17 protein-coding genes are annotated in these 17,846 nt (G+C 70.1%); 9 read left to right on the forward strand and 8 right to left on the reverse strand.

The window, feature by feature from the left end:
- Nucleotides 1-163: 163 nt before the first annotated feature.
- The 3 genes from ACFXC1_RS36845 to ACFXC1_RS36855 all read right to left on the reverse strand — a co-directional run bounded on the left by ACFXC1_RS36845 (nucleotide 164) and on the right by ACFXC1_RS36855 (nucleotide 2,984).
- Nucleotides 164-877, reverse strand: a complete 714-nt coding sequence (locus tag ACFXC1_RS36845) for a class III extradiol dioxygenase subunit B-like domain-containing protein (RefSeq protein WP_381251243.1) — start codon at nucleotides 875-877, stop codon at nucleotides 164-166.
- 100 nt (nucleotides 878-977) lie between these two features.
- Complete coding sequence (gene miaB / locus ACFXC1_RS36850; protein ID WP_381251245.1) at nucleotides 978-2,495, reverse strand: tRNA (N6-isopentenyl adenosine(37)-C2)-methylthiotransferase MiaB; 1,518 nt, start codon at nucleotides 2,493-2,495, stop codon at nucleotides 978-980.
- Between the two features lie 63 nt (nucleotides 2,496-2,558).
- Nucleotides 2,559-2,984 carry a pyrophosphohydrolase domain-containing protein gene (locus tag ACFXC1_RS36855; RefSeq protein ID WP_381251247.1) on the reverse strand — a complete coding sequence of 142 codons (426 nt, stop codon included), beginning with the start codon at nucleotides 2,982-2,984 and terminating at the stop codon, nucleotides 2,559-2,561.
- 88 nt (nucleotides 2,985-3,072) lie between these two features.
- Between ACFXC1_RS36855 and ACFXC1_RS36860 the strand changes: the two genes are divergently transcribed.
- Nucleotides 3,073-4,071 carry a TAXI family TRAP transporter solute-binding subunit gene (locus ACFXC1_RS36860; protein WP_381251249.1) on the forward strand — a complete coding sequence of 333 codons (999 nt, stop codon included), beginning with the start codon at nucleotides 3,073-3,075 and terminating at the stop codon, nucleotides 4,069-4,071.
- Nucleotides 4,072-4,096: 25 nt separating this feature from the next.
- On the opposite strand, the gene ACFXC1_RS36865 is transcribed toward ACFXC1_RS36860, so the two are convergent.
- Nucleotides 4,097-5,509 carry a sensor histidine kinase gene (locus tag ACFXC1_RS36865; RefSeq protein ID WP_381251251.1) on the reverse strand — a complete coding sequence of 471 codons (1,413 nt, stop codon included), beginning with the start codon at nucleotides 5,507-5,509 and terminating at the stop codon, nucleotides 4,097-4,099.
- 9 nt (nucleotides 5,510-5,518) lie between these two features.
- Nucleotides 5,519-6,205, reverse strand: coding sequence for a response regulator transcription factor (locus ACFXC1_RS36870; protein WP_381251252.1), 687 nt, complete (start codon nucleotides 6,203-6,205; stop codon nucleotides 5,519-5,521).
- Between the two features lie 288 nt (nucleotides 6,206-6,493).
- On the opposite strand from ACFXC1_RS36870, the gene ACFXC1_RS36875 reads away from it, so the two are divergent.
- The 7 genes from ACFXC1_RS36875 to ACFXC1_RS36905 all read left to right on the forward strand — a co-directional run bounded on the left by ACFXC1_RS36875 (nucleotide 6,494) and on the right by ACFXC1_RS36905 (nucleotide 12,886).
- Nucleotides 6,494-7,270, forward strand: coding sequence for an amino acid ABC transporter ATP-binding protein (locus ACFXC1_RS36875; protein WP_019072880.1), 777 nt, complete (start codon nucleotides 6,494-6,496; stop codon nucleotides 7,268-7,270).
- A 199-nt stretch (nucleotides 7,271-7,469) separates the two neighbouring features.
- Nucleotides 7,470-8,312 carry a glutamate ABC transporter substrate-binding protein gene (locus tag ACFXC1_RS36880; protein ID WP_381251254.1) on the forward strand — a complete coding sequence of 281 codons (843 nt, stop codon included), beginning with the start codon at nucleotides 7,470-7,472 and terminating at the stop codon, nucleotides 8,310-8,312.
- A gap of 51 nt (nucleotides 8,313-8,363) precedes the next feature.
- The gene (locus ACFXC1_RS36885) at nucleotides 8,364-9,032 is read left to right on the forward strand and encodes an amino acid ABC transporter permease (protein ID WP_381251256.1); all 669 of its coding nucleotides are present in this window, start codon (nucleotides 8,364-8,366) and stop codon (nucleotides 9,030-9,032) included.
- Nucleotides 9,029-9,937 (forward strand): amino acid ABC transporter permease, encoded by a 909-nt coding sequence (locus tag ACFXC1_RS36890; protein WP_381251258.1) that lies wholly within the window; start codon nucleotides 9,029-9,031, stop codon nucleotides 9,935-9,937. Before ACFXC1_RS36885 ends, ACFXC1_RS36890 begins: the two co-directional genes overlap by 4 nt.
- Before the next feature lie 175 nt (nucleotides 9,938-10,112).
- Nucleotides 10,113-11,708 carry an FAD-dependent monooxygenase gene (locus tag ACFXC1_RS36895; RefSeq protein WP_381251260.1) on the forward strand — a complete coding sequence of 532 codons (1,596 nt, stop codon included), beginning with the start codon at nucleotides 10,113-10,115 and terminating at the stop codon, nucleotides 11,706-11,708.
- A gap of 240 nt (nucleotides 11,709-11,948) precedes the next feature.
- Nucleotides 11,949-12,488 (forward strand): cupin domain-containing protein, encoded by a 540-nt coding sequence (locus ACFXC1_RS36900; protein WP_381251262.1) that lies wholly within the window; start codon nucleotides 11,949-11,951, stop codon nucleotides 12,486-12,488.
- Nucleotides 12,485-12,886, forward strand: coding sequence for a rhodanese-like domain-containing protein (locus ACFXC1_RS36905; RefSeq protein WP_381251264.1), 402 nt, complete (start codon nucleotides 12,485-12,487; stop codon nucleotides 12,884-12,886). The genes ACFXC1_RS36900 and ACFXC1_RS36905 overlap by 4 nt, the downstream gene beginning before the upstream one ends.
- A gap of 38 nt (nucleotides 12,887-12,924) precedes the next feature.
- Here the strand turns inward: ACFXC1_RS36905 and ACFXC1_RS36910 are convergent, their stop codons facing one another.
- The 3 genes from ACFXC1_RS36910 to recA all read right to left on the reverse strand — a co-directional run bounded on the left by ACFXC1_RS36910 (nucleotide 12,925) and on the right by recA (nucleotide 16,533).
- Nucleotides 12,925-13,854 (reverse strand): sugar ABC transporter substrate-binding protein, encoded by a 930-nt coding sequence (locus tag ACFXC1_RS36910; RefSeq protein ID WP_381251302.1) that lies wholly within the window; start codon nucleotides 13,852-13,854, stop codon nucleotides 12,925-12,927.
- 552 nt (nucleotides 13,855-14,406) lie between these two features.
- On the reverse strand, nucleotides 14,407-15,393 hold the full coding sequence (gene recX / locus ACFXC1_RS36915) for a recombination regulator RecX (RefSeq protein WP_381251265.1): 987 nt from the start codon (nucleotides 15,391-15,393) through the stop codon (nucleotides 14,407-14,409).
- 3 nt (nucleotides 15,394-15,396) lie between these two features.
- Nucleotides 15,397-16,533, reverse strand: coding sequence for a recombinase RecA (gene recA / locus ACFXC1_RS36920; protein ID WP_381251267.1), 1,137 nt, complete (start codon nucleotides 16,531-16,533; stop codon nucleotides 15,397-15,399).
- 549 nt (nucleotides 16,534-17,082) lie between these two features.
- Here recA and ACFXC1_RS36925 point away from each other — a divergent pair.
- Nucleotides 17,083-17,841, forward strand: a complete 759-nt coding sequence (locus tag ACFXC1_RS36925; RefSeq protein WP_381251269.1) for a hypothetical protein — start codon at nucleotides 17,083-17,085, stop codon at nucleotides 17,839-17,841.
- Nucleotides 17,842-17,846 lie beyond the last annotated feature (5 nt).

A 17,846-nucleotide genomic window follows, 5' to 3' on the forward strand; every position in this document is an offset into this window, starting at 1 on the left:
GGCGCCCCCCCCGGGCGGCCGCCCTCGCCCCGGCCGGCCACCCCCCCCCCCCCCCCCCCCCGGGGGGCGGGGGCGGCCGGCCCCCGCGCCCCCCCGCCCCCCCCCCGTTTCGCGGCGGCACCAGGTTCATGGCTGCACCACGATCAGGAGTGCACCACCGCGCCTACGACCAGGCCGCGACCACGTATCCGACGCCGTACGGCGCGTCCTCGTACAGCAGCGCGCCGCCGAGATCCGCGCCCTCCGCCGCGCCCGCGAGGACCTGCCAGGGGGCACGGCCGGAGGCCTTCAGCTCGTACGCCAGCTCGGCGTCCAGCGCCTTGAGGGCGGCCACGTCCGCCGCTCCCAGCGCACGCGCGACCTCGGCGTCGAAGGGTGCCGCGCGCTCGTCGAGATAGCCCGGCGCCTTCAGCGTCCGGCACGCGCTGGCGTCGCCCATCACCAGAAGGGCCACCCGCTCGGCGTGCGCGACGATGTCCCTCCCTACTTCGATACACCGCTCGGCCGCGAGAGGTTCCCCCACACCGAGTCCCTCGATCGGGGCGTCGGACCAGCCGGTCCGCTCCAGCAGCCACGCGGCGACGGCGAGCGAGGGGGGAAGCGCCCCCTCCGGGACGGCGGCCGTGTCCCTCCCGAGTCGTACGTCGAGGTTCACTCCGAAGCCGCGGAAGGAACCCCGGGTGCCTTCGGGATGCGGTCCGCGCCCGCTCTGCTCGGCGGGCCCGACGACCACCAGACGGTCGGGCCGGGCGGCGGCGAGCACCCCGAGCGCGTCGCTGCACGCGGCACGCGCGGCGTCCATCTCGGAGGCGGCACCGGCGGCGACGTCGGGGACGAGCAGCGGGGGGCAGGGGCAGACGGCGGCGGCTACGAGCATGGCCGGAACACTAACAAGGAGCACCGACAGTCCACTTGACCACGCCGTCGGGCGTGCTGACAGCCGTGCGGCGCGGGAGCCTCGCCCCCGCGCCCTCGGCTCAGTCGCAGCCGCAGCCGCTCCCCGTGGCGACCGGCAGCGGCGCCGGGGCGCCGATCTTCGGGAGGCCCAGCATCACGCCGGCCGGCTTGGCGGCCTCGGCCGCGTTCCGCTTCTCCCAGGCGTCGCCCGCGCGCGTGGGACGCACGTTCAGGGTGGGGCCCTCGGCGAGGAGGTGGTGCGGGGCGGCGTAGGTGATGTCGACGGTCACCACGTCACCGGGGCGGACCTCCTGGTCCGGCTTGGTGAAGTGGACGAGGCGGTTGTCGGGGGCGCGGCCGGAGAGGCGGTGGGTGGCGCCGTCCTTACGGCCCTCGCCCTCGGCGACCATCAGCTCCAGGGTGCGGCCGACCTGCTTCTTGTTCTCGTCCCAGGAGATCTCCTCCTGGAGGGCGACCAGACGCATGTAGCGCTCCTGGACGACCTCCTTGGGGATCTGGTTCTCCATGGTCGCGGCCGGGGTACCGGGCCGCTTGGAGTACTGGAACGTAAACGCTTGCGCGAAGCGGGCCTCGCGGACCGCGTGCATCGTCTGCTCGAAGTCCTCCTCGGTCTCCCCGGGGAAGCCCACGATGATGTCGGTGGTGATGGCGGCGTGCGGGATGGCCGCGCGGACCTTCTCGATGATCCCCAGGTAGCGCTCCTGGCGGTAGGAGCGGCGCATGGCCTTGAGGATCGGGTCGGAGCCGGACTGCATCGGCATGTGCAGCTGCGGCATCACGTTCGGCGTCTCGGCCATCGCGGCGATGACGTCGTCGGTGAAGTCACGGGGGTGCGGGGACGTGAACCGGACGCGCTCCAGGCCGTCGATGGTCCCGCAGGCCCGCAGCAGCTTGCTGAAGGCCTCGCGGTCGCCGATGTCGGAGCCGTACGCGTTGACGTTCTGGCCGAGCAGGGTGATCTCGGAGACGCCCTCGCCGACCAGGGCCTCGATCTCGGCGAGGATGTCGCCGGTGCGGCGGTCCTTCTCCTTGCCGCGCAGCGCCGGGACGATGCAGAAGGTGCAGGTGTTGTTGCAGCCGACGGAGATCGACACCCAGGCCGCATAGGCGCTCTCGCGCCGGGTCGGCAGCGTCGAGGGGAAGGCCTCCAGGGACTCCGCGATCTCGACCTGCGCCTCTTCCTGGACGCGCGCGCGTTCCAGCAGGACGGGCAGCTTGCCGATGTTGTGCGTGCCGAAGACGACGTCCACCCAGGGCGCCTTCTTCACGATGGTGTCGCGGTCCTTCTGGGCAAGGCAGCCGCCCACGGCGATCTGCATCCCGGGGCGCTTGGTCTTCATCGGGGCAAGGCGGCCGAGGTTGCCGTAGAGCCGGTTGTCGGCGTTCTCGCGCACGGCGCAGGTGTTGAAGACGACGACGTCGGCGTCGCCGTCCGACCCTTCGGGCGCGCGGACGTAACCGGCGCCCTCCAGGAGCCCGGAGAGCCGCTCGGAATCGTGGACGTTCATCTGGCACCCGTAGGTGCGCACTTCGTACGTTTTGACGTCCACTGCCTCGCTCCGGTCACCGCTGCTCATGCGACAAGGGTAGGCGGTGCCGGGAGTGACTCCTTCTGCGGCTGAGAACCGCCGTGGCTCAGGTCACCCGGAGCGACGGCCGGAATCCGGGGTTCCGCCGCTCCACCCCTGCTTGCGCAGCACCCCATGCACATCCGGCGTCTCGTAGTGCTCGCCCTTGAGGACCTTGCCGTCGGCCCGGCGGGCGATCTCGCCGTCGGGACCGATCTTGGTCATGTTGGAACGGTGGACCTCGGCGATCACCGCGTCGAGGTCTATGCCGTGGACGAGGGCCGTGCCGTAGGCGACGTAGACGACGTCGGCCAGTTCGTGCGCCAGTCGGTCGAGGGGGCCGCTCACCGAGACCTCGGCGACCTCCGCGGCCTCCTCGGCGAGCAGTTCGCCGCGGTGGGCGGCGAGGGCGGGGGCGACCTCGGTGGGTGTGCTGCGGGCGTCGAGCCCGAAGGCGAGGTGGAATTCGCGGACCAGGTCGGCGGGCGAAGAACTCATGCCACGACCCTAACGGCCGCCACTGACACCACCGGCCCGCGAGCCCCGCCCTGGTCAGTACCGCTCAACGGCTGGCAGGATCGCGCGCATGCTCAAGGTGTTCTCCCGAATCAGCAGGCGCCGGGCCCTGGAGGGCGCGGCGGCCGGCTTCGTCGTGTTCGGGCTGCTGCTGTGGTGGCTGCTGCCCCTGGGCGACGACCCGCCGACCGGGACGATCACCTTCAGCACCGGGACACCGCTCGGGGTCTACCAGGAGTACGGCAAGCTGCTGCGCGCCGAGCTCGACAAGGACATGCCGGGCCTCACGGTGAAGCTGGTGAATAGCGACGGGTCGCAGGAGAACGTCGCGCGCGTGGCGACCGGGCACGCCGACTTCACCATCGCAGCGGCCGACGCGGTGGAGACGTACGAGGCGGACGGCAAGCCCGGTGCCGCCGGACTGCGCGGGATCGCGCGGCTGTACGACGACTACGTCCAGCTCATCGTCCCGCGCGACTCGGACATCAACTCGGTCGCCGATCTGCGGAACAAGCGGGTGGCCATAGGGCCGGACCGCTCGGGTGTGCGACTGATCGCGAACCGGGTGCTCACGGCGGCCGGCATCGACCCGAAGACGGGCGTCGAGCCGGTGGCGGCCGGCATCGACACCGGACCGGACCTGCTCAAGAAGGGCAAGCTCGACGCCTTCTTCTGGTCCGGCGGGCTGCCGACGGACGGCCTGAAGGACCTGGCCGCCCACTACGCGTTCCGGTTCGTACCGATAGAGGCAAGCCTTGTCGCGAAGATGCACGAGGAGGGCGACTCCACCCGCTACTACCGCGCCACCAACATGCCGGAGTCGGCCTACCCCGACATCCAGCGGGGGTCCACGGTGCCCACCATCGCCGTCTCCAACCTGCTGATGACCCGCAAGGACCTGAACCCCCGGCTCACGGAGTGGATCACCAGGACCGTGATCAAGAGCCGGGACGGCATCGGCGCGCATGTGCACTCCGCGCAGCTCGTGGACCTGCGCACGGCGATCTACACCGACCCCCTGGTGCTGCACGAGGGCGCCCGGCGCTACTACCGCTCCGTCAAACCGTAGGCGCGCAGAGGCCGTTGACGCCCGCTCAGGCCGCCGGCGCGCTCCTGGGCACCGTCACGGTCACCTCGAGGCCGTGCGGCTCGTGGTGGGCGTACGTGAGGGAGCCGCCGCCCGCGGCCAGCAGGACCTGGGAGATGGACAGGCCGAGGCCGGAGCCCTTGATGTTCTGGTGCCGGCCGCTGCGCCAGAAGCGGTCGCCGACGCGGGCGAGTTCCTCCTCTGTGAGACCCGGGCCGTGGTCCGTGACGACGACCGTGGAGGTCTCGCCGTTCGACGCGACCGTCACCTCGACGCACTGGTCCTCGGGCGTGAACTTCACCGCGTTGTCGATCACCGCGTCCAGGGCGCTGGAGAGCGTGACCGGGTCGGCCCAGGCGGTGGTGGGCGGACAACTGCCCACCAGGCGCACGCCCTTGGCCTCGGCGGTCGGTGACCAGGCGGCGACGCGCTCGGCGGTCAGTGCGCCGATGTCGGTGATCCTGAGGTCGGCTTCCGCGTGTTCGGCCAGGGCCAGGTCGAGCAGGTCGTCCAGAACCTGGGTCAGGCGTTTGCCCTCGGTGCGGACCGAGGCGATCTCGTCATTGTCCTCCGGCAGTTCGAGCGCGAGCAGTTCGATGCGCAGCAGCAGCGCCGAGAGCGGGTTGCGCAACTGGTGCGAGGCGTCGGCGACGAAGGCGCGCTGCTGCTCCAGCACGTCCTCGACGTTGTCCGCCATCTCGTTGAACGATCGGGCCAGGCGTCGGAGTTCCGGCGGGCCGCCGGCCGCGGCGACCCGGGACTTGAGGCGTCCGGTGGCGATGTCGTGGGTGGTGGCGTCGAGCACGCGTACGGGCCGCAGGACCCAGCCGGTCAGCCGCAGGGCCGCGCCGACGGCCAGCAGCATGGCGCCGATCTCCCCTGCGCCGATCGTCAGCCAGCCGCGCAGGGTCCGTGAACGCATCGGCCCGGTGGGCGAGTCGGTGACCACGACCGCTATGACGTCGCCGTCCCGGATGACCGGCGAGGCGACGACCAGGCGGTGGCGCTGCCAGGGCCAGACCTGTTCCGGGTCGTGGCTGCGGCGGCTGAGCAGGGCCTCGTCGAAGGCGTCGCGGACCTCGCCGGTCTTGGGGAGCAGGAAGTCGTCCGGCGCGTTCGCCATGGAGGTGTCGGTGCGGTAGAAGACGCCCGCGCGGATGCCGTAGACCTCGTAGTAGCTGGCGAGTTCGCGGTCCAGGGTCTGCTGGCGTTCGTCCGGGACCATGTCGGCGGGGCGGCTGCCCGTGGGCGCGTCGGTGACGAACTGGGCGAGCGCCGCGAACCGCGCGGTGTCGTCGATACGGTCGACGATCACCTTCTGCTGCTGGGCCGCGGCGACGCTGACGGCGAGCGGGACGCCCAGGGCGAGCAGAACGGCCGCCATCAGGACGATGAGCAGCGGGAGGAGACGTGTGCGCACCCGTGCCCGCTACGTGGCCGGGGCGACGAGCCGGTAGCCGACGCCTCGTACGGTCTCGATCAGCGCGGGCATCCGCAGTTTGGCGCGCAGGGACGCGACATGCACCTCCAGGGTGCGTCCCGTGCCCTCCCAACTGGTGCGCCACACCTCGCTGATGATCTGCTCCCGTCGGAACACCACCCCGGGACGCTGTGCCAGCAGGGCCAGCAGGTCGAACTCCTTGCGGGTCAGCTGGACGACCGAACCGTCCACGCTGACCTGGCGGGTGGGCAGTTCGATGCGCACCGGGCCGAGCCGCAGCGCGGTGTCGCCGCCCGCGGTCGCGTCCTCGTGGACGCTGCGCCGGCTGACGGCGTGGATGCGGGCCAACAGCTCCCCGGTGTCGTAGGGCTTCACCACGTAGTCGTCGGCTCCGAGGTTGAGGCCGTGGATGCGGGAGCGTACGTCGGACCGCGCGGTCACCATGATCACCGGGGTGCCGGTGCGCTTGCGGATCTTGCCGCAGACCTCGTAGCCGTCCTGGTCGGGCAGGCCGAGGTCGAGGAGGACGACTCCGAAGACATCGCCCTCGGGGACGAGCGCCTGGAGGGCCTCCTCGCCGCTGCGGGCATGGGTGACCTCGAAGCCGTGCCGCGCCAGGACCGCGGACAGAGCGGCGGCGACATGGTTGTCGTCCTCGACGAGGAGCAGTCTCATCCCGGCCCCCTCCGGTTCATCGTTCGTATGGTCTCGGCCTGTACGAAAGCACGTCTCACGCGCGCGTGCACCCAGGCAGTCACGCTGATGGACGAAGACGCCGTCAAGGGGGTTCCGGTTGCGGGCGGTTTCCGTTACGCAGCCGGTACGCGGCCTTACGACAAGTGCTACAAGACGTGTCCGATTGCTATCCGATCGTGATGCTCAGATCTCGCTCAGATGTGATGACGCTGGTCGCGAGGCCTCACTACTGTCCTCCGCAACCGACGAGGACGGAGCCAGCAAGCGATGACCAAGGTATCGGTGGCCAAGGAAGACGCGGTCCCGACGGGCGAACTGGTCGTCCTGAAGAGCGTCAACAAGCACTTCGGCGCGTTGCACGTACTCCAGGACATCGATCTGTCGATCGCCCGCGGTGAGGTCGTCGTGGTGATCGGCCCCTCCGGGTCCGGAAAGTCCACGCTGTGCCGCACCATCAACCGCCTGGAGACGATCGATTCGGGCGCCATCGCGATCGACGGCAAGCCCTTGCCCCAGGAGGGCAGGGAGCTGGCCCGGCTGCGTGCCGACGTCGGGATGGTCTTCCAGTCCTTCAACCTCTTCGCGCACAAGACCGTGCTCGAGAACGTGATGCTGGGCCAGGTCAAGGTCCGCAAGGCCGACAAGAAGCAGGCCGAGGAGAAGGCCCGGGCGCTGCTCGACAGAGTCGGAGTGGCCACCCAGGCGGACAAGTACCCGGCGCAGCTGTCCGGCGGTCAGCAACAGCGTGTCGCCATCGCGCGGGCGCTGGCCATGGACCCCAAGGTGATGCTCTTCGACGAGCCCACCTCGGCGCTCGACCCGGAGATGATCAACGAGGTCCTCGAGGTCATGCAGCAGCTGGCCCGGGACGGGATGACGATGATCGTCGTCACCCATGAGATGGGCTTCGCGCGTTCGGCCGCCAACCGCGTGGTGTTCATGGCCGACGGCCGCATCGTCGAAGAGGCCGTGCCCGACCAGTTCTTCAGCAACCCGCGCAGCGACCGGGCCAAGGACTTCCTGTCGAAGATCCTGCACCACTGACGACCACCCGAGAACGCCCAAGAGCCCCGAAGAACAACGGCAGAACCCAAGAAGACCGAAGAACGGCGCCAGCCGGCCGCTGACGGCCCGTCGACGACGGGCGGCCGCCGACTGCCGCCGGTGATCCCGCACGCCCTCAGAGCCACCGCCACGCGCCCTGACGGGTCCTCATCTCCCCACCACCCAAAGGATGTTCATCATGAAGCTTCGCAAGGTCACCGCCGTCGCAGCCACCGCGCTCGTCCTCTCGCTCGCCGCGACGGCCTGCGGCAGCAGCGACAAGGACGACTCCGGTTCGGGTTCCGGTGGCGGCGGCAAGATCAAGGTCGGCATCAAGTTCGATCAGCCGGGCCTCGGCCTGAAGCAGCCGGACGGGAGCTTCGCCGGCTTCGACGTGGACGTGGCGACCTATGTGGCCGGGCAGCTCGGCTACAAGCCCGCCCAGATCGAGTGGGTCGAGACCAAGAGCGCCGACCGCGAGAACGCGCTGGCGCGTGGTGACGTCAAGTTCATCGCGGCCTCGTACTCCATCAACGACGAACGCAAGCAGAAGGTCGACTTCGCCGGCCCCTACCTGCTGGCCCACCAGGACCTGCTGATCAAGAAGGACTCGACGATCGCCAAGGGCACGGACCTCAACGGCAAGAAGCTGTGTTCCGTGACCGGCTCGACCTCGGCGCAGAACATCCACGACACGATCGCCCCGAAGGCCAACCTCCGTGAGTACAGCGGCTACTCGGAGTGCATCGCGGGCCTGCAGAGCGGCGCCGTGGACGCGGTGACCACCGACGACTCGATCCTCGCGGGCTTCGCCTCGCAGGACAAGTACAAGGGTCAGTTCAAGCTCGCCGGCCTCAAGCTCAGCAACGAGAACTACGGCATCGGCGTCAAGAAGGGCGACTCCGCGACCGTCACCAAGATCAACACCGCGCTGGAGAAGATGGTCAGCAGCGGCGCCTGGCAGACGGCGGTCACCAAGAACTTCGGCCCGGCCGGCTACAAGAACGAGCCCGCCCCGAAGATCGGCAACATCGTCAAGTAGCCCTGGAAACCGCCCGTAAGGCAGGCCCCATACCCGGAAGCGCGGGAGATCGTGTTCGACTTTCTTCAAGGTTATGACGTCCTAGGGGCGTTCTGGATGACGGTGAAACTCACCGTCATCTCCGCCCTCGGCTCCCTGGTCTGGGGCACTCTGCTGGCCGGAATGCGGGTCAGCCCCGTCCCCCTGATGCGTGGCTTCGCCACCTTCTACGTCAACACCGTCCGGAACATCCCCCTGACGGTCATCATCGTCTTCACCTCGCTCGGTCTCGCCGACATCTTCGGCGTGACGATGGGCGCGTCCGACGACTTCAAGGTGCAGGGTTTCCGACTCGCACTGCTGGGTCTCATCGCCTACCACGCGGCCTTCGTCTGCGAAGCGGTGCGCTCCGGTATAAACACCGTGCCCGTCGGACAGGCCGAGGCGGCCCGCGCCATCGGGCTGAGCTTCAGTCAGGTACTGCGGATCATCATCCTTCCGCAGGCGTTCCGCGCGGTCATCACACCGCTGGCCAACGTACTGATCGCCCTCACCAAGAACACGACCGTGGCGGCGGCGATCGGTGTCGCCGAGGCGGCCGCCCTGATGAAGACGATGATCGAGAACGAGGCCCAGACGGTCGCCATCGGTGCGGTCTTCGCGTTCGGCTTCGTGGTACTGACCCTGCCCACCGGCCTCTTCCTCGGCTGGCTGGGCAAGCGAATGGCGGTGAAGCGATGACCTCCGTCCTCTACGACGCGCCCGGCCCCCGCGCCAAGCGGCGCAACGTGCTCCTGACCGTCGTCTTCGTGGTCCTGCTCGCCGCGTTCCTGTGGTGGATCTGGCGGACGATGGACGACAAGGGGCAGCTGAAGTGGGCCCTGTGGCAGCCGTTCACCACGTCGGACGCCTGGACGACGTATCTGCTGCCCGGCCTGGGCACCACCCTGAAGGCCGCCGCGCTCTCCATGGTGATCGCCCTCCCCCTGGGCGCGCTGTTCGGCATCGCCCGGCTGTCCGACCACCGGTGGGTGCGCATACCGGCCGGCGTGGTGGTCGAGTTCTTCCGGTCGATCCCGGTCCTGCTGATGATGCTGTTCGCGAACGAGTTCTACGTCCGCTCCACGAACATCGGCAGCGAGGACCGGCCCCTGTACGCCGTCGTCACCGGCCTGGTGCTCTACAACGCCTCGGTGCTCGCCGAGATCGTCAGGGCGGGCATCCTGTCCCTTCCCAAGGGGCAGACGGAGGCCGCGTACGCGGTCGGACTGCGCAAGGGCCAGACGATGACGAGCATCCTGCTCCCGCAGTCCGTCACCGTCATGCTGCCGGCGATCGTCAGCCAGCTCGTGGTGATCGTGAAGGACACCGCCCTGGGCGGCGTGATGCTGGGCCTCACCGAGCTGCTCAACTCGCGCAGCACCCTCGCGGCCAACTACGCCAACGTGGTGGCGAGTTTCATCGTCGTCGGGATCATCTACATCCTGCTGAACCTCGTTCTCACCACCTTCGCGAGCTGGTTGGAGCGCAGGCTGCGGCGCAGCAAGAAGAGCACGGGCGCGACCGTCGCCCTCGAAGACGCCACCGGGCTCAACCCCGCGCAGGTGGCGGGCGGCTTCGGGACCGGCGCGGGCGGGACGATCTGATGATCGGTCATATGGCATGAACGACACGGAGGCAGTGGCATGATCGCCACTGCCTCCGTCACTTGACGCAAGCACCGGCAATGGGTTGCATACGTTCTGTGATCGTGCACCCTGCTCCAACTTCCTGTTCACATGCGTCCCTGAGGACACCGTCACGGGCAGGGGGCGCCGCACCGTGGACCCGGTGATCATCGTCGGCGCGGGGCCCGTGGGGCTCACGCTCGCCCTGGCGCTGGCGCGGCAGGAGGTGCCCTCCGTCGTCCTCGACGAGGGCCCGGGCAAGGACGAACCGCGTCCCGCGCGGACCGTCGTCCTGCGCGAGGACACCGAGGCGCTGCTGGAGCGGCTGACCGGTGTTCCGCTCGCCAAGGGCGGTGCGCACTGGGCCGGATGGCGGTCGATGCGGCGCAAGCAGGTGATGCGCGAGATCACGTTCGACGACACCGAGCCCGCCCCCCTGCACATCGCCCAGCACGTGCTGACCGGCGCCCTGCGCCAGGCCCTCGCGGGCGAGCGCCTGGTGAAGCTCGCCGTGGACAACCGCCTCGACGCGATCGAACAGGAACCCTCGGGCGTCACCGCCCACACCCGCGGCCCCAAGGGCACCTGGTGGCGCGGCAGTTACCTGGTCGGCTGCGACGGCCCGCGCTCCACCGTGCGCAAGCTCCTGGACATCCGCTTCCCCGGCCGTACGGCGGTGGAACGACACGCCGTGGCCGCGCTGCGCACGGAACTTCCGTGGCCCGACCAGGCGTTGTTGCACCGGGTGCCGCCGTGGCGGACGTCCGGACCCTCGGCCGGGGAGGTCACCGGACGCCCCCTCCCGGACGGCGTGTGGCGCCTGGACTGGCTGCTGCCCCCGGGCAAGGACCTGGTCACGCCCGAGCTGCTGCTCACCCGTATCCGGGAGACCCTCGCGGGCTGGACCGAGGGCCCGACACCGCCGTACGAGCTGCTCGACACCGGCGTGCACACCGTGCACCACCGGCTCGCGCGCCGGTGGCGGGTGGGGCGGGTGTTCCTCGCCGGGGACGCGGCACATCTGCTGGGGGCGCTCGGGACGCAGGGACTGGACGAGGGGCTGCGCGACGCCGACAACCTCGCCTGGAAGCTGGCACCCGCCTGGCACCACGGGCCGCACGAGGCGCTGCTCGACAGCTACCAGGCGGAGCGGAGGGCGGTCGTCGCGGCCCGGCTGCGCGCCGCCGACCAGGCGCTGCCGTTGGTACGCGGCGGCGCCGGGCTGCGCGCGGTCGTGCCCGGCTCGGCCCGCGGCCACGACTCGCTGCTCACGGACGGTCACTTGGGGCGCGGCCCGCTCGGTGCGCCGGGGGCGTACGCCGACTCGCCGCTCGCGCCCCGGCACATCGAGGGCGAGGTCGACGTCGACACCCCGCCCGGTGCGCCCGTCACCGATGTCCGGGTGACCGCCGAGGACGGCTCCTTCGTACGGCTGCGGGACCGCCTCGGGCGCGGTGCCCTGCTGGTGGTACTGGTCGCACCGGGGACGGGCGTGTGGGAGCGCAAACACTGGGTGACCGCCGGTGTCATGCCACGTCTGGCGGCCGCGGTGACGGCACTGCCGCACCCGGCCGAGCTGCTGGTCGCCGAGAGCTACCCGGGCGCCGCCGCCCACACGGTCCTGCTCGTACGGCCCGACGGACACCTGGTCACCGCCCTGAGCGGGGTGCGGCCGGCCGATCTGTACGCGGCGGCCGAGGCGACCCTGGGCGGCCCGGCGAAGACGGAGGCCACGGCCGGCTCACGCTGAGGCCCCCATATCCGAACTGTCCACATAGTGACGCTGAGTTGACCGGCCCGCACCGTCGTGCTGTACTCCGGATCATGACCGACACCTCTGTCCACCTCTGGCGGAAGGTCCATCTGGACCTCGTCCGCTACGTGGGCTGCGTCTGTCACGTCTCCTGCTGAATTCGCATCTCTCTCACTCGCGCGCGCCCTTTCTGTGGGCCCGTGCGCGCCCTCGCGAACACTCATCAGGACGGTGCACGTGTCTGTATCCCCCTCTGCCTCCGTGTCCCCCGCCGCGCCCGCCCAGGCTCCGACACAGGCGGACCTGCTCGACTTCGTACGGCGTACGGCCGCCGACGCCGAACTCATCGCCTCGCTCCCCCTCGATCCCGAGGGCCGCACCTGGGTGCGGCTCGAAGGCCCCGGCGGCAGCGAGGCCTGGCTGATCGGTTGGCCGCCCGGCAGCGGCACGGGCTGGCACGACCACGCCGACTCGGTGGGCGCCTTCCTCACCGCCGCCGGCGAACTCAAGGAGAACTCCCTCGCCGCCCGGCTCCCGAGCCACGGCTGGAAGACCCTCGAACTGGAGGAGGGCGTGGACCGCGAGCGACGGCTGCCGACCGGCAAGGGCCGCGCCTTCGGTCATCACCACGTCCACGAAGTGCTCAACGAGTCCACCGAAGAGCACGCGATCTCCGTCCACGCCTACTACCCGCCGCTGCCGCAGATCCGCCGCTACAGCCGCACCGGCCCGGTGCTGCGCCTGGAGCAGGTCGAGCGCCCGGAGGACTGGCAGTGAGTGCCGTACGCGAACAGCCGCCCGGTATAGACGAGTTGCTGGAGCGGGTCCGCGCGGACTACCGGCGGATCGAGGCCAGGGAGGCGTACGACGGCGCCCGCGAAGGTACGGCCCTCCTCGTCGACATCCGCTACGCCGCCCTGCGCGACCGGGACGGCCTCGTCCCCGGCGCCCTGGTCGTCGAGCGCAACGAACTGGAGTGGCGCCTCGACCCTCAGGGCAGCCACCGCGTCCCCGAGGCCACCGGCCACGACCTGCGCGTCGTGGTGATCTGCAACGAGGGCTACGCCTCCAGCCTGGCCGCCGAGTCCCTGCACCGACTGGGCCTGCACCGCGCGACGGACCTGGTCGGCGGCTTCCAGGCCTGGAAGGCGGCGGGACTGCCCGTCACGTCGTAGACACGGTGTCGGCGACGTGACAGTGCGGCTCGCTGCGCTCACAGTCCGTCGGAGGGGCAGTAGAGCGGGGCGGTGTCCGCGTTGGCCTTCGTGACCAGGCGGGCCGGGGTCGTGGCGATCTTCTCCACCTTCTCCTTACGGAGAAGGCTGATGGCTTTGGTGACGGCCAGTTCGCCGGTGTCCTTGGCCGAGTTGGAGACGGTGGCGGCGAAGCGCCCGTCCTTCAGGGCGGCGAGGGCCTCGTCGGTGCCGTTGACCGTCACGATCCTGACCTTCTTGCCGCCGGCCGCGTCGAACGCCTTTCGGGCGGCGAACGCCATCTCCTCGTTGGCCACGAAGGCGTAGTCCAGGCCGGGGTGCGCCTTGATCATGTCCGCGGCGACGATCTTCGCCTTCGCGGCGACGAACATGGCGGGCTGGTTCGCGACCACCTTCGCGTTCGCCGGCAGCCCCTTGGTGAAACCGCCGACCAGGAGGTCGGAGGCGGCGCCCGGCGCACCCGCGATGACGGCCACCTGCACCTCGCGACCGGCCGCGTCGTCCTCGATCCAGTCGGCGTCGAGCTTGCCCACCGTCTTCAGGTCGACGACGACGGCGCCGAGGATGTCGGACGGATCGGCACTGACCGAGGTCAGGAAGATCGGAATGTGCGCCTTGTTGGCCTTGGCGATATCGCTCTTGAGCGCGTCGGTGTTGACGGTCTGGACGATGATCGCGTCGACATGGCGCGCGATCATGGACTGGATGTTGGAGAGTTCCTGCGCGGCGTCCTGATGCGAGTTGGCCGTGACGAGCCTCGCGAAGTTGCTCTTGGCCGTGTTCGCGATCGACTCCTGCAGACAGGTGTGGAACTCGGTACTGCCACCGTTGACGAACCCGAGCGTGATCGGCCCGTCGTCGGCGGGCGCGGCACTCGATTCGAGTCCGCAGCCACTCAGTAAGAGGCCGACACCGACCAGGGAGGCCACCAGCGGTCTTCGGTGGCGCGCGGGCGGGAACGCGTACGGGAACAAGGGGGCCGCCTTTCGTGACATGCGAAGGATCGGCCGGCGGAACGGCCTGAGGACGCTCAGGCGGGCCTGACTGCGGCTCAGCAGGCGGGAGGGCCGGGAGTGACGGCAGCAGAAGTTACTCCCGCACCAAACATGCGAACCCTTCACGGAACGCACACTTAGCGTGTGGAACACGCACCCTCGGCGAACCGGGAACGGTAGGTCGCCCCCGTAGCTACTCCTCGTGGCTACAGGTGCGAGCGCAGTGGCGAGCAGCACCACCGGCAGCGCCTCGATCCGCAGCACCTGACGGCAGGTCGCCCCCAGGAGCCGCAGCAGCGCGAACTCCCGGATCCGCTCGGCGAACATGGCGAGCGTGTTGACCTCGGCGTTCGCCTGCTGCCGCTCGACCGGTGTTCGCCTGAACGCGGTCGGCGCCCCCGCGCGTCCACCGTGTTCAGGCCGTGTGCACCACCGAGCATCCGGAGCCGGACAGGATCCGGACGGGACCCCGGACAGGAACCCGGATCAGTACCCCTCGTCCCCGGGGAACTCCGTGTCCTCGCCCTCTTCTTCCAGTGCCTGCCGGACCACTCTGAGGGCCATGCCCTGGGAGTAGCCCTTGCGGGCCAGCATGCCCGCGAGGCGCCGTAGCCTCTTGTCGCGGTCGAGGCCTTGAGTGGACCGCAGCTTGCGGTCGACCAGTTCGCGTGCCGTCGTCTCTTCCTGCTCGGAGTCGAGCTGGGAGACGGCCTCGTCGATCAGCGTGGAGTCGACGCCCTTGGTGCGCAGTTCCTGGGCGAGCGCGCGTCGCGCCAGTCCCCGGCCGTGGTGCCGGGACTCCACCCAGGCATCCGCGAACGCACCGTCGTTGATCAGTCCCACCTCCTCGAACCGCGACAGCACCTCGTCGGCCACCTCGTCCGGGATCTCCCGCTTGCGCAGGGCGTCCGCGAGTTGCTTACGGGTGCGCGGGTTCCCGGTGAGCAGGCGCAGACAGATGCCCCGCGCCCGCTCGGCCGGGTCCGCCGGCGGCTCCTCCTTCTCGGCCCTCGACGAGGAGAAGTCACCCCCGTCCTCTCCTGACGACTCTCCGAAACCGCGACCACGGCGCCCACGCCTACCGCGTGAGCCACTCTCCCGTGAGCCGCCTTCCCATGAACCGCCCCCGCCGCGCGCTCCGCGGCTGCGGCGCGAGCCGCGGCCGGGTGCGCCGTCGTCGGTCGATCCCCCGTCGGTCGAAATGCCGTCGGGCGCCGAGCTCCTGAAAGGCCGGCCGCTGCCCGCCGAGCCATCGTCGGACTCCGGGCCGCCGAACGGCGGACCGGACTCACCGGCGAAGCCGAAGCCACCGGGCGACCACTCGCCGCCCGGCTCACCGCCGTACGACCCGTCCGTGCCGTACGGCTCATCGAGTACGCCGTCCGCACCGTAGGCCAGGCCGTCGCCGCCTCCCCCGCGCCCCTGCGGGGCGTCGGGATACGCGTACTCGGCCCAGTCCGTTCGTCGTGTCACGGGTCAGCTCTTGGCTGCCGTGGCCTTGGCCTTGGTGGTCTTGGCCGCAGCCGCCGGAGCGGGCACCGCCTTGGCGGGGTCGTCCGTGGCGGTGGTGACCGCCGCGTCCGCGGCCGGCTCGGCGGCGGGCTTGTCCTTCTCCGGACGGACGCCCACGCCCAGCTTCTCCAGGATCTTCTTCTCGATCTCGTTGGCCAGGTCGGGGTTGTCCTTCAGGAAGTTGCGCGCGTTCTCCTTGCCCTGGCCGAGCTGGTCGCCCTCGTACGTGTACCAGGCGCCGGCCTTGCGGACGAAGCCGTTCTCCACGCCCATGTCGATCAGGCCGCCCTCGCGGCTGATGCCGTGGCCGTAGAGGATGTCGAACTCGGCCTGCTTGAAGGGCGGGGCGACCTTGTTCTTGACGACCTTGACGCGGGTGCGGTTGCCGACCGCGTCCGTGCCGTCCTTCAGGGTCTCGATACGGCGGATGTCGAGTCGCACCGAGGCGTAGAACTTCAGCGCGCGGCCACCGGTCGTGGTCTCCGGGGAGCCGAACATCACGCCGATCTTCTCGCGGAGCTGGTTGATGAAGATGGCGGTGGTCTTGGACTGGTTGAGCGCGCTGGTGATCTTCCGCAGGGCCTGGCTCATCAGACGGGCCTGCAGACCGACGTGGCTGTCACCCATCTCTCCCTCGATCTCCGCGCGCGGGACGAGTGCCGCGACGGAGTCGATGACGATGAGGTCGAGGGCGCCGGAGCGGACCAGCATGTCCACGATCTCCAGGGCCTGCTCGCCGTTGTCCGGCTGGGACAGGATCAGGTTGTCGATGTCGACGCCGAGCTTCTTCGCGTACTCGGGGTCGAGGGCGTGCTCCGCGTCCACGAACGCGACCTGGCCGCCGGCCCGCTGTGCGTTCGCCACCGCGTGCAGGGTCAGGGTCGTCTTGCCGGAGGACTCCGGGCCGTAGACCTCCACCACTCGGCCGCGCGGCAGGCCGCCGACACCGAGGGCGACGTCGAGTGCGGTCGACCCGGTGGGGATGACCTCGATGGGCTCGTTCGGCCGCTCGCCCAGGCGCATCACCGCGCCCTTGCCGAATTGCCGTTCAATCTGTGCGAGTGCGGCGTCCAACGCCTTCTCGCGGTCGGTTCCTGCCATGGGTTCCACCCGGTTTGCTTGAGTCGATCGCTTCACGTCAAAGACGCTAACGCCTGCCACTGACAATGCGCCCCGACGCCCGTCCGGCCTGTGGATAACTCGGGCACTTCGCCATCAAAAGCCTGCCGAAATGCCCGTCATGGCCTCGCCGGAGCTTCCATAAGAATGGATGTTCGATTTTCGTGTCAAGCGCACCACGCGGCACTCACGTCATCTACGCCGTCCGGCGACACTGTCTCGACCGACAGCCGGGATTGACCTTGTCTCAGGGGCAGGCCCGACCCTTCCGGCCACGAACAGTGACGACGATGTCCTCCTCGCAGAGCAGCCGGCCTGCGGAACGGGGCAATGGACCGTGAGACTCGTCGCTGGGGCCCGGTCGGTGACGGCCGGCGACGCGGCAGCCGAGGCGCTGCCCATCTCTCGTGCGCGCCCCTTCCCCCACGTCCGGTTCCTTCAGGTCGACGTCTTCGTCTACTTCCGTCGGCGTACGGCTGGTGTCTTCGGTCGTACGACGACTGCCCGGCGAGTTCCCGCGAAGCTCGGGCCATGATTCGGGCCCTGAAGAGCCATGTACGCCCCGCCGAGCGTCTCTGCCATGCGACCGGCGCCTTGCTGATCCTCTCCGGGCTGGTGCACCTGATGGTGTTCGCGGTCGACGGCGGCCCCTGGTACGGGCCCGTCTCCTGGCGCAAGCCCGTCACGTTCGGGCTCTCCTTCGGGGCGACGCTGATCGCGGTCACCTGGGTGACGTCGTATCTGCGGGTCGGGGCCCGGCTGCGCACCGTCCTGCTCGTCGTGTTCGCCGCCGACTGTGTGGTGGAGGTCGGCGGCATCACTCTTCAGGCATGGCGCCGGGTGCCGTCGCACCTCGACATGGAGACGCCCTTCGACACGGCGGTGTCCATGACGCTCGCGGTGGGCGGCGGTGTCCTCGTGGTGCTGCTCACCGTGTTCGCGGTGGCGTCCTTCCGGCATCGGCCGACGGGTCCCACGGGGATGGCGCTCGCGGTGCGTTCCGGGTTCGCGATCCTGCTCGTCGCGCTGGCCTCGGGCGCCGCGATGATCGCGCGCGGGGTCGTCCTCGCCCGGACCGGTCACCAGGAGGCGGCGTACCACTCGACGGCCCCGCTCAAGCCGTTGCACGGGGTGAGCCTGCACGCCGTCCTGGTCCTGCCGGCCCTGGCCTGGCTGCTGTCCCGCACGTCCTGGAGCGAGGCGGCACGGCTGCGGACCGTGGCAGTCGCCGTCGGCTGCTACGCCGTCGTGGTGACCGGGGCGGGAGTGTGGGCGGTGGTGACGTACTGACCGCG

Origin of the sequence: Streptomyces hokutonensis, assembly GCF_042751305.1 — a bacterium.
Classification (GTDB): Bacteria; Actinomycetota; Actinomycetes; order Streptomycetales; family Streptomycetaceae; genus Streptomyces; species Streptomyces hokutonensis_A.

Coding starts and splice junctions, on each gene's coding strand:
- ACFXC1_RS36875 (WP_019072880.1), top strand. CDS start 6,494: ATGACCAAGGTATCGGTGGCCAAGGAAGACGCGGTCCCGACGGGCGAA.
- ACFXC1_RS36845 (WP_381251243.1), bottom strand. CDS start 877: ATGCTCGTAGCCGCCGCCGTCTGCCCCTGCCCCCCGCTGCTCGTCCCC.
- ACFXC1_RS36925 (WP_381251269.1), top strand. CDS start 17,083: ATGATTCGGGCCCTGAAGAGCCATGTACGCCCCGCCGAGCGTCTCTGC.
- ACFXC1_RS36890 (WP_381251258.1), top strand. CDS start 9,029: ATGACCTCCGTCCTCTACGACGCGCCCGGCCCCCGCGCCAAGCGGCGC.
- ACFXC1_RS36860 (WP_381251249.1), top strand. CDS start 3,073: ATGCTCAAGGTGTTCTCCCGAATCAGCAGGCGCCGGGCCCTGGAGGGC.
- recA (WP_381251267.1), bottom strand. CDS start 16,533: ATGGCAGGAACCGACCGCGAGAAGGCGTTGGACGCCGCACTCGCACAG.
- ACFXC1_RS36880 (WP_381251254.1), top strand. CDS start 7,470: ATGAAGCTTCGCAAGGTCACCGCCGTCGCAGCCACCGCGCTCGTCCTC.
- ACFXC1_RS36855 (WP_381251247.1), bottom strand. CDS start 2,984: ATGAGTTCTTCGCCCGCCGACCTGGTCCGCGAATTCCACCTCGCCTTC.
- miaB (WP_381251245.1), bottom strand. CDS start 2,495: ATGAGCAGCGGTGACCGGAGCGAGGCAGTGGACGTCAAAACGTACGAA.
- ACFXC1_RS36870 (WP_381251252.1), bottom strand. CDS start 6,205: ATGAGACTGCTCCTCGTCGAGGACGACAACCATGTCGCCGCCGCTCTG.